Source organism: Flavobacterium proteolyticum (assembly GCF_015223105.1).
GTDB classification, from domain to species: domain Bacteria; phylum Bacteroidota; class Bacteroidia; order Flavobacteriales; family Flavobacteriaceae; genus Flavobacterium; species Flavobacterium proteolyticum.
In genome coordinates this window covers 207,142-216,493 of record NZ_JADFTZ010000004.1, presented here as the reverse complement: position 1 = coordinate 216,493, position 9,352 = coordinate 207,142, and the positions used below count along the sequence as shown (strand labels likewise).

Sequence of the window (9,352 nt, the reverse complement as noted above, 5' to 3'; positions counted from 1 at the left end):
ATTCAATATGTCTATGAACGTGTCATTCTTTTTTTGTTCGCTACTGTTTCAGTTAGCGGGTGCAAAAGTACAACTCTTTTTTAATCTGGCAAGCTTTTTTGAAAAAATTTTTTGATTATTTTTTCTTAACCACTTACCCAATATTTTTAAGAACTTGTACGCTCCGATTCTTTCGTTTCGGGTCAGCAAAGATACTACCTTTACTTTTTATTATCCAAATCTTTTTTCAACTTTTTTTAAAGTTTTTTTGATTTGTTTAATCTTCCAGTTTGTGTGTGAACTTCTGCTCTAATGCGGGTGCAAAAGTAGAAATCTTTTCCGTAACCACAAGCCTTTTGCAATCTTTTTTTTGTGTTTTTTTTCATGTTTTTCTTAACTCTCTGATAACAAGTATTTAATATAAGAAAGTTTTTTTAGGGTTTAACCGCAAAGTGCACAAAGAAGGCGCAATGGTCGCGAAGAGTTTGTTAAACATATAAGTCAGATAAGTTTTTTGCTACTTATATATAGTATTGAAAAAGTTCATAGAAGAGATTCGTGGGTGGATGAACTGGGCGCAACATCCCCCTAGCCCCCTTCAAAGGGGGAATTATTATACATATATATAAAGTGGTTTGTTAAATATATAAGTCAGATAAGTTTTATTTACTTATATATAGTGTAGGAAAAGTTCATAAAAGTGGGTTGGCGGGTAGATAAACTAGACGCAACATCCCCCTAGCCCCCTTCGAAGGGGAAATTTCTTTACTTAATATATAGAATGTAATTACGTATTCAGTTGTGATGGCTTAACTGCGTTAAGCGGCTGCCTGCTGCGCAGGAGATTCCTACTTCGGCGGAATGACAAGTTCAAGGACAAGTTCAAATTCAAGGGCAAATCATTGCTCGCTTCGCGAGCCAATGGAATAGTAATCTGGAATACTGAACGTCTTATCTAGCCCCGATGGGAGTGGAAATCTTTTTTCTTTTTTGTTGCCTTCGAGTGCCTCAGGCAACAAAAAAGAAAACCTCAGGCAACAAAAAAGAAAAAAATTGTAGCGGACAGCGGGACTAAGAGTTTTTATGGAATGCAGAACATCTGCTTCTAAAAAAATTATTCTTTAGGCTCCGTTTTTGGTTGGATTTTGATTTTATTAATCCAGTGTTCGTTTAGTTTGTCGAAGTCGATGGGTTTTGAAGGTTCTTGTTTGGAAAGTTGCCCTTGATTAAACGCGGCATTTAAGATACCTTCTATATGGTAATCTTCTTTTACATCGAAAGGTTTGTATTGCGTTTTTAAATTAATGTCAAATAAATACGCGGTGGAGTTGGCCCAAAAGGCTTTCCAACTACTTTTGTACTCCTTAATTAAATCGAAAGTAGTGCTTCCAGTTTGGCGGTAAATGAGTTTGACTAGGATTTGACCGTCTTTACGCGATAGTTTTTTTAAACGTGGCTCGAATTCTTCCTCTAAATACTTTTCTACGATTTTAAAGTATTTCTTTTTTTCGCGACTGGTTTTTAGTTTTGCCATCGTAGCATTTAACTGCGTTAGTTTATCGGCCGTTAATTTGGCATACGGATATACTTTAAAGATTCTTCTCTTTAATATTAACTTGGCTTTTTTGTCTTCGTCCATCGAATACACATTGTCGGGCGTGAAAATGATTTCCTTTAATTCGATAGAATATATAATAGACGAATCCTGTTGCGTCATTCGTAACGTATCGGTTTCGGTTTGGGCGAAGGAGAAAGTAGCTATTAACAAGAAAAAACTACTTAATAATGATTTGTACATGATGATTGATTTTAACTTTTTAACTCACTGCAAAAAGTAAACCAAAATTATTGAAATTATGTGAAACTCTAATATCTTATTTTTAAATTAGCAAAAAATTATATTTTAAGATGAGTACAAAATCGATATTAAAGAAGTCGTCGATGACTTTTTTAGAAAATTATTTGAATAATGCCTCGCCAACGGGACATGAAGCGGAAGGGCAAAAACTTTGGATGGACTATTTAAAACCCTACGTTGATACCTTTATTACCGATACGTATGGAAGTGCAGTTGGCGTTATCAATCCAGACGCTCCTTATAAAGTAGTGATTGAAGGGCATGCGGATGAAATTTCGTGGTATGTGAATTACATTACCGATGACGGATTAATCTACGTGATTAGAAACGGAGGTTCGGATCATCAGATTGCGCCATCAAAGCGTGTGAACATTCATACGAAGAAAGGCATTGTGCGTGGTGTTTTTGGTTGGCCAGCGATTCATACTAGAGGAAGAAGCGGAAAAGCAGAAGAAACAGCAAAAATTGAAAACATATTTATTGATTGTGGTTGCTCTACGAAAGCCGAAGTAGAAGCTTTAGGCGTTCATGTGGGTTGTGTGATTACGTATCCTGATACTTTTGAGATTTTAAACCACGATAAATTTGTATGTAGAGCCATTGATAACCGCATGGGTGGTTTTATGATTGCTGAAGTAGCGCGTTTATTAAAGGAGAACAAAAAGAAATTGCCTTTTGGATTGTACGTTGTGAACTCGGTGCAGGAGGAAATTGGTTTACGTGGTGCCGAAATGATTACCCAACGCATTAAACCCAACGTTGCCATCGTAACCGATGTTTGCCACGATACGACTACGCCAATGATTGACAAAAAAATTGAAGGTGATTTAAAAATGGGTAAAGGACCTGTTATTGCCTACGCTCCTGCGACACAAAACATTTTACGTGAAATGATTGTAGACACAGCAGTAGAAAACAAAATACCTTTCCAACGCCATGCAACTTCTCGCGTTACGGGAACCGATACCGATGCTTTTGCGTATAGCAATGGCGGTGTTGCCTCGGCTTTGATTTCGTTACCGTTGCGTTATATGCACACGACGGTTGAAATGGTACACCGCGAAGACGTAGAAAATGTAATTAAATTGATTTACGAAACGCTATTGAAAATTGAGAATAACGAAACGTTTAGTTATTTTAAGAAATAAAAACGTCAGTTCGAGCGAAACGAGAATCGTTTTTTTTAATAAAACCTAAAGTCCTCAAGTATTTGAGGACTTTTTTTGTGCCTTTTTTTTTAAGTTTTCGAAAATATGCAGAAAAACTACAGCAATTAGGTGGGGAGAATTTTGTTATATTGCAGGTTAATTACGTTGTCAGAAATATTAAATATATGAAAGACATTTTTTAATAGAACTAATAAAATACAATTTAAATATATAATAACTTGGATAAAACTCTAAAAACATTACACTTAAGACTTGATAGCACTTCAAAATCTTTAACTAAAAATGCAATTTCCCAATTAATTATTAAGGTTTTATTTCAACATGAAAAACCATTAAAAATTCTACAAATTGAAACTGATTTAGAAAAAATTTTAAAAACAAAAATTGAAACTAACAGAGTGCTTGAGGGTTTAGAAAAGTTAATTGAAAAAAAAGAAATTAACTTTGAAAAAGATTCATACGAACTAACAAGACCTAATAGAAGAGAACTCGAAAAACGTTATTCTGAATCCAAAAACAGATTAAATAGAATTATAGAAAAATATTTCAGCCCTTTTCACTCAGATAAAGATGTAGTAATAGAATGGTTCTCTGATGCAACTGTTGAATTTTTTAAATCTTATTCTATAGAATGGATTTCAGATTTATGTTACACAAAATCAGAAAAATTAAAAACAAAAAAAGAAAATATTTTTAAACATATTGAAAGAAGAACTCAACATAATACAGAATTAGATAAAGAAGACAAAACAAATCTAATTGAAAGTTTTGTTGAATGTATAGTTCATAAAAAAGATTCTGATTTAGATGCGCTATTATGGGAATATGGAACCTCTGCTTTTGCAGCTAACTTACTTCAATCTTCAATTGGAGCAGATCCAATATCAATAAATGCTTTTCGAGACTCAAAATGTGTTTTAGACACAAATGTTCTAATGAATATTGGACTAGAAGCAAGTGAATATCATTATGCTATAAAAAAACTTGACACAATATTTAATGAATTGAATATAAACACTGGTTATTTTCATATTACTGAACAAGAATATATAAAAACAGTTGCTAATAAAAAGAAAGATATCTTAAAAACAGCATCAAAATTTGCTTTTGAGGTAATAAAGGAAACTGACGATCATTTTATTCAATCTGCAATAAAAAGAAAATGTAGATTATATGAAGATTTTGAAACATTTACAGAACAAATTTCCCTACCACCAAAACGATTAGATGAGAAAAAAGAAATAAACTTATTTAATAATGATGAAAATTTAGATATTGAAATTCAAAATGCTCAAAATGATGCAAAAAAGAAAGAACATCTAAATTCACTTTTTAAGGATGTTACAGGAAATAACAAAAAAGAAGCTCCCTTACTTCACGATGTAGGTTTAATCGCTGGAATAGAATATTATAGAAAGACTGAAAAAGCATTTGTTCTCTCACAAGAAATTTCTATAAACAAATACTCACATACTAAACCAATTAAAGACAATCTACCAATTGCAATAAAACTTGAAACATTAATAAATATGTTGGCAATTGATAATGGTGGAACTGATGTAAATCCAACAGATTTTTCAAATCTTTTTGCAGATATGATTAGGTTTAATTTACAACCTGATAAAAATACATTTGAAATAGCAGATTTATCAAAATTATTAGAGACTGAATTGCAAATTGAGCAATTACCATCTGAAGAAGTTATTAAGATTGCAAACAACTTGCATAAAAACAGAATTAAAGGATTACCAGAAGACGAAATCAGTTTGGCATTAAATAGAGAATTTCAAGATGTCAAATTAAAGTTTGTGGCTGATTTAGATGTTGCATATGAAAGCTTATCTTATGAAAAACGTGAAAAAGAAATAAAAACAAATCAATTATCAAAAACAGAAAAAGCGTTAAGAGATATTATATATGCAGAAGAGTTAAAAAAATTCGATAATAGAGTTTTTAAAAATCAACTAATTTGGTATGGTGCAATTCCATTATGTATTACTATTTTAACTTGTATCGGAATTTATTATTTCAATAATGACAATCAAACTGATTATATGAATTTTGTTATTAGCATTATCATAAATATTGTTTTTTGGGTTTTTACATCATTAATAATCATTACACCAAAATTGCGTAAGAAAAGTTTATACGAAAAAAACTTAATCGAAAAAATTGTTGAAACTAGATTTGAAAATGAGGTTAACTAAAAACTACTCTGCATTCTATGACAAAAACCACACAAAAAATCCCGCTTTCGCGGGATTTTATTTTATCTTCTTTTACGAGCGTCGTTGACCCCTTTTATAATTTCTTCTGATTTAAAAATTGAAAAGTTTAATTGTAGGAATTTGTAAAAGAAATAGTATTTTTATAATTACAAAACCACACGAAAGGGTTCGTGCGGGAGTGATGAAAAAAATATGAAGGGAAATCAAGCCTATTTTATCGAAATTTTAAAAAACGCCCTTAAATGGTTTGTTTTTCCAAATCTGATATTATTTATATTGTGGCAGTTGGAAAGCGAAACTAGCTTTACTCCTTCTTTAACTTTACTTTTTAATATTGCTATATTGCCACTTTCATTACTTGTAACCACAAAATCAATTAATCAAAAACATCAAAAAAACTGGTGGCATTTGAATACTATACTCTTTTCTATTCTTTTAATTTCCTCAATTTATCTCAACTTATTAAATTGGATTTTGTCAGCGGAGCGAGACGGTGGAAATTATGGCAGACATAACATCGATAATGGAACTTGGATGATTATCAATCTAGAATTGACAATAGGTTTTGTTATCTTAGGAATTGGGTTGCTTTATTTTATATCTTTAGGTAATCCAAAAAGTAAATAAAAATAGAAAGTATACCTAGATCGGATTACTATATCAAAACCAATATAATTCAAAAATTGAAACATGAAAAAAAACACTTTAGCTATAATATCAATTCTTGTGATTATTGGTTCTATTGTAACTTTCAAATTATTTTTTCAAGATAATGATGATATTAAAAGTGCACTTTCAACTAAAGATTATTTGAAACTTGAAAACTGTATTGAAAAATTATTTGATGAAGATAAAATAAATGGTCGTTTGAAATACTTTCGAGAAGTAGCTCCAGGTTTTAACGAAGGTTTTTTTGAATATTACCAATACATTTATAAAAATGGAAAGAAAACAAGTTCATTAGAAGGTTTTCAAATTAAATTAATTACTTCAGAAAATGAGATTATATATTACGAATTTAATGAAGAAAAAAACAAAAAAGTAAAATCGAGCTGGTCAGATTCTTACGAATGGGAACCTTATTATGTATTGATAGAAAAATTCCAAAACGATAAAGAATTTGAGAATCTAAAAACTTCATTCAAAAATAATTTTCAAGCAGAACTAAATGAAAAAGAATTATTTCTAACCAACATAACTTTTGGAAACGGATGTGGAGCAGCTGCAATGTATTCAAAAGAGAGAATGCAATTGAATGAATTTGTGGATAAAAAAGACAAGAAGAGCATTTTAAAATGGCTACAATCAACTAATACTGAAAAACAAATGTTTGCAGTTGAAGGATTCTTGAAATTAATGAAATCGGGGACTAAATTTAGTCAACAAGAATTAACTTTACTTAATTATATAACTAATAAGAAAGGAACTGTAAGAGTTTGCTATGGCTGTAGTTATAGAGTCGAAGAAATTAATATTGTATTAAAAATTCTAAAAGAACAATTAGAATAGTTTTTAATACAAAAAATCCCGAGCTAACTCGGGATTCTTTCTATATAAATGTATGTTTATCTATTCTGTAAATAATTCAAAACGTTTTTCTCTATTCTTTCATTGATGTTAGAAATATCCGCTTTTACGAATTTTTCTCCAATGATGTTTTCGAATAACTCAATATAACGTTCTGAAACGGTTTCAATGTATTCGTCTGACATAAACGGAATTTGTTGTCCTTCTTTTCCTTGAAACCCGTTTTCTATTAACCAACGACGCACGAACTCTTTTGATAATTGTTTTTGTTCTTCGCCATTTGCTTGTCTTTCAGCATATCCTTCTGCGTAGAAATAACGCGAAGAATCTGGTGTGTGGATTTCGTCGATTAATACGATTTGCCCGTCTTTTGTTTTCCCAAATTCGTATTTCGTATCTACTAAAATTAAACCGCGAGATGCTGCAATTTCAGTTCCTCTTTGGTATAAAGCTCTAGTATATTTTTCTAAGGTTAAGTAATCTTCTTCAGTTACAATTCCGTTTGCTAAGATAGCTTCGCGCGAAATGTCTTCGTCGTGCGAACCGTTATCCGCTTTCGTAGTTGGCGTGATGATGGGTGTCGGGAATTTATCGTTTTCTTTTAAACCTTCTGGCATTTCTACACCGCAAAGAATTCTTCTTCCTGCTGCATATTCACGCGCTGCATGTCCTGATAAATAACCACGAATTACCATTTCTACTTTAAACGGCTCACATAAATGTCCTACCGCCACGTTTGGATCTGGTGTTGCTACTAACCAATTCGGTACAATATCAGACGTTAATTCCATGAATTTAGTCGCAATTTGATTTAGGATTTGCCCTTTGTAAGGAATTCCTTTTGGTAAAACCACATCAAATGCCGAAAGACGGTCGGTAGCGACCATTACTAATAAGTCATCGTTGATATTGTAAACTTCTCTAACTTTTCCACGGTACACCGATTTTTGACCTGGAAAATTGAAATTGGTAGTCGTAATTGTGTTCATTATGTTGTGTTGTTGTTTGTGTGGTGCAAAAGTAAACTATTTATTTTCTTTCAAAAAATGATTTCATAAAAAAAGAGAAGCTCTTTTGAACTTCTCTTTGTAATATCGATGTGATGAAAATTTATCATCCCGAAAATTTATTTAAACATAATATTATACGTTACCCCAACTCCTAAGGAACGAATAGCAATGTCTTCGGCAAAGGTGTTTTGGTAATAGCCGTAGATATTCCATTTTTTGTTGTGATAACCGATTTGTGGATTAATATACAATCCGCCCGAATTATCAACATTGGTTAGGAATCCGTAACCGAAATCAGCACCTACAAACACACCTTCAGTTTGAAAATAATATCTAGCGAAACCTGCTAACGGAATCACTCCGAAGTCATCAAATTCATCTTTTCCAAAAAAATGATTGTACCCAGAAGCAATACCAACACCAAAATGCGGTGTAAATAAATATTGTCCTCTTACGTCAACTCCCACATTGAAAGACGAAATATCTTTTGCATCTCCCATAGGCACACCAGCAGTTAATCCTGCTTTAAACCAAGAATTCTTTGTGGTAATATCCACTTCAGGAATTTCTTGACCATAACTTAAACCATAACATAACGTGGCTAAAAACAAAACAACTTTTTTCATACTTGTAAATTTTAAGGTTTACATTTTTTAACGATGAAAATTGGGGTTTTATTTTTGTAATTGGCGAATTATAAGATTTTTTTAACGTTTATAAAAATGTTTAAATTAGTAAAATTAAGATGTGCATTACTTTAAAAATTCTCTTCCTTCAACATTTTCTAGAATACTCATTTGCTGAATAGCAATACGGTTGAGTTTGATTAATCGTTCACTTTGTGGAATATTTTCATCAATTAAAACGGCGTTTAAATTTTCCATATTACTCAAACAAATCAATTCATTAATAGTTGCATAATCACGCATATTCCCTTTTAAATCTGGATTTTGTTCACGCCATTCTTTAGCAGTTATTCCAAAAAGTGCCACATTTAATACGTCTGCTTCGTTAGCATAAACTAAAGCGGTTTGTTGTAATGTTAGCTCTTGTGGAATTAAATTATGTTTAATAGCATCAGTATGAATTCGATAATTAATTTTAGCTAATTCTCTTTTAGCAGACCAACCAATTTGTTTTTGTTCTTCTTCTTTAAGACGCTGGAATTCTGTTATTAAATAGAGTTTAAATGGTACACTTATGGCTGAACCAAATTCAAAAGCAATATCTTTATGCGCATACGTTCCTCCATATTTACCTTTTTTTACTATAATTCCAACTGCACTTGTTTTTTCAATCCATTCTGAAGCACTTAAAACAAAATTTGTTAATCCTGCTTGCATTTTAAAGTGGTCAGATTCGACCACTTTAAAAAATGGATTATTAATTTGCTCCCAAACACTTAAAAACTCAATAGCATATCTATTTCTTATCCAGTTTTTTATAATATCTGCAGCTCTACCATCTCCTTCTTTAGAATTAGCCATATCTGTAAGTGATATGTAATCTTTTTCATTTATAGATATAACCGTTATTTCATTATCATTTACCTTTATTTTAGCCATAATTATAACTTAAAAT

Annotated in this window: 8 protein-coding genes; 4 read left to right on the top strand and 4 right to left on the bottom strand. The window is 31.5% G+C overall.

Features of this window, described 5'->3' with window-relative positions; genetic code table 11:
• Positions 1 to 1,093 precede the first annotated feature (1,093 nt).
• A complete protein-coding gene (locus IM755_RS10025; RefSeq protein WP_194096374.1) occupies positions 1,094 to 1,777 on the bottom strand; it encodes a DUF4294 domain-containing protein in 684 nt (227 codons plus the stop codon).
• Positions 1,778 to 1,887: 110 nt separating this feature from the next.
• On the opposite strand from IM755_RS10025, the gene IM755_RS10020 reads away from it, so the two are divergent.
• The 4 genes from IM755_RS10020 to IM755_RS10005 all read left to right on the top strand — a co-directional run bounded on the left by IM755_RS10020 (position 1,888) and on the right by IM755_RS10005 (position 6,743).
• Positions 1,888 to 2,985: a M42 family metallopeptidase gene (locus IM755_RS10020; RefSeq protein WP_194096372.1), complete on the top strand. Its 1,098-nt coding sequence runs from the start codon at positions 1,888 to 1,890 to the stop codon at positions 2,983 to 2,985.
• Between the two features lie 239 nt (positions 2,986 to 3,224).
• Complete coding sequence (locus IM755_RS10015; RefSeq protein WP_194096370.1) at positions 3,225 to 5,213, top strand: hypothetical protein; 1,989 nt, start codon at positions 3,225 to 3,227, stop codon at positions 5,211 to 5,213.
• A 213-nt stretch (positions 5,214 to 5,426) separates the two neighbouring features.
• Positions 5,427 to 5,861 (top strand): hypothetical protein, encoded by a 435-nt coding sequence (locus IM755_RS10010; RefSeq protein ID WP_194096368.1) that lies wholly within the window; start codon positions 5,427 to 5,429, stop codon positions 5,859 to 5,861.
• A 63-nt stretch (positions 5,862 to 5,924) separates the two neighbouring features.
• Entirely contained in the window at positions 5,925 to 6,743 is an 819-nt protein-coding gene (locus tag IM755_RS10005; protein WP_194096366.1) for a hypothetical protein, read from the top strand.
• A 56-nt stretch (positions 6,744 to 6,799) separates the two neighbouring features.
• Here the strand turns inward: IM755_RS10005 and IM755_RS10000 are convergent, their stop codons facing one another.
• From IM755_RS10000 to IM755_RS09990, 3 genes are all read right to left on the bottom strand, one after another.
• Positions 6,800 to 7,750, bottom strand: a complete 951-nt coding sequence (locus IM755_RS10000) for a phosphoribosylaminoimidazolesuccinocarboxamide synthase (protein ID WP_194096364.1) — start codon at positions 7,748 to 7,750, stop codon at positions 6,800 to 6,802.
• A gap of 137 nt (positions 7,751 to 7,887) precedes the next feature.
• Positions 7,888 to 8,397 (bottom strand): hypothetical protein, encoded by a 510-nt coding sequence (locus IM755_RS09995; RefSeq protein ID WP_194096362.1) that lies wholly within the window; start codon positions 8,395 to 8,397, stop codon positions 7,888 to 7,890.
• Between the two features lie 126 nt (positions 8,398 to 8,523).
• Positions 8,524 to 9,336, bottom strand: coding sequence for a KilA-N domain-containing protein (locus IM755_RS09990; protein ID WP_194096360.1), 813 nt, complete (start codon positions 9,334 to 9,336; stop codon positions 8,524 to 8,526).
• Between the last annotated feature and the right edge of the window lie 16 nt (positions 9,337 to 9,352).

Coding starts and splice junctions, on each gene's coding strand:
- IM755_RS10025 (WP_194096374.1), bottom strand. CDS start 1,777: ATGTACAAATCATTATTAAGTAGTTTTTTCTTGTTAATAGCTACTTTC.
- IM755_RS10020 (WP_194096372.1), top strand. CDS start 1,888: ATGAGTACAAAATCGATATTAAAGAAGTCGTCGATGACTTTTTTAGAA.
- IM755_RS10010 (WP_194096368.1), top strand. CDS start 5,427: ATGAAGGGAAATCAAGCCTATTTTATCGAAATTTTAAAAAACGCCCTT.
- IM755_RS10005 (WP_194096366.1), top strand. CDS start 5,925: ATGAAAAAAAACACTTTAGCTATAATATCAATTCTTGTGATTATTGGT.
- IM755_RS10000 (WP_194096364.1), bottom strand. CDS start 7,750: ATGAACACAATTACGACTACCAATTTCAATTTTCCAGGTCAAAAATCG.
- IM755_RS09995 (WP_194096362.1), bottom strand. CDS start 8,397: ATGAAAAAAGTTGTTTTGTTTTTAGCCACGTTATGTTATGGTTTAAGT.
- IM755_RS09990 (WP_194096360.1), bottom strand. CDS start 9,336: ATGGCTAAAATAAAGGTAAATGATAATGAAATAACGGTTATATCTATA.